Below are 600 nucleotides of genomic sequence, written 5' to 3'. Positions count from 1 at the left end.
CGTTGCTGTCCTGGAAGGAGCGGACGAGGACCTCGTAGAAGACGGCGCGCTTGAACCACTCGGGATCCCGGTCCTTGACGGGGGTGTCCTCGAAGGTGTCCTGGACGGGCTCGTTGACGGTCATGATGCGGGGGACTCTCCGATCTGCGGCGCGGCGGACGGCCGTTGGACGTGGAACACGTGCGCGGGCGCCCGACCGGGCTCCAGCCGCACGTAGTTGTTCCGGCCCCAGCGGTAGGTCTCGCCCGCCAGTTCGTCATGGACGGACAGGGACTCGTGCCACTCCAGGCCGAGTTGCGGCATGTCCAACGAGATCGTGGCCTCCTGGGCTCGGTGCGGGTCGAGGTTGACCACCACCAGAACCGTGTCCGGACCCGTGCGCTTGCTGTACGCGATCAGCGCGTCGTTGTCGGTCGGGTGGAAGCGGATGTTCCTGAGCCGTCGCAGGGCCGGATGGGCGCGCCGGATCGTGTTGAGCCGGGTGATCAGGGGGGTCAGGGAGCGGCCCTCGCGGTCGGCCGCCTCCCAGTCGCGGGGTTTGATCTGGTACTTCTCCGAGTCGAGGTACTCCTCGCTGCCGTCGCGCAGCGGGGTGTTCTC

The 600-nt window shown here is 68.2% G+C and carries 1 pseudogene; it reads right to left on the bottom strand.

Going from position 1 to position 600, the window contains the following annotated elements:
* Positions 1-120 precede the first annotated feature (120 nt).
* Positions 121-600 (bottom strand): annotated as a pseudogene (locus tag AC5P09_RS52080) (alpha-1,4-glucan--maltose-1-phosphate maltosyltransferase); the annotation flags it as partial.

The sequence above is a fragment of the Streptomyces sp. a15 genome, assembly GCF_059026085.1.
This window is presented reverse-complemented; position numbering and strand designations above follow the sequence as displayed.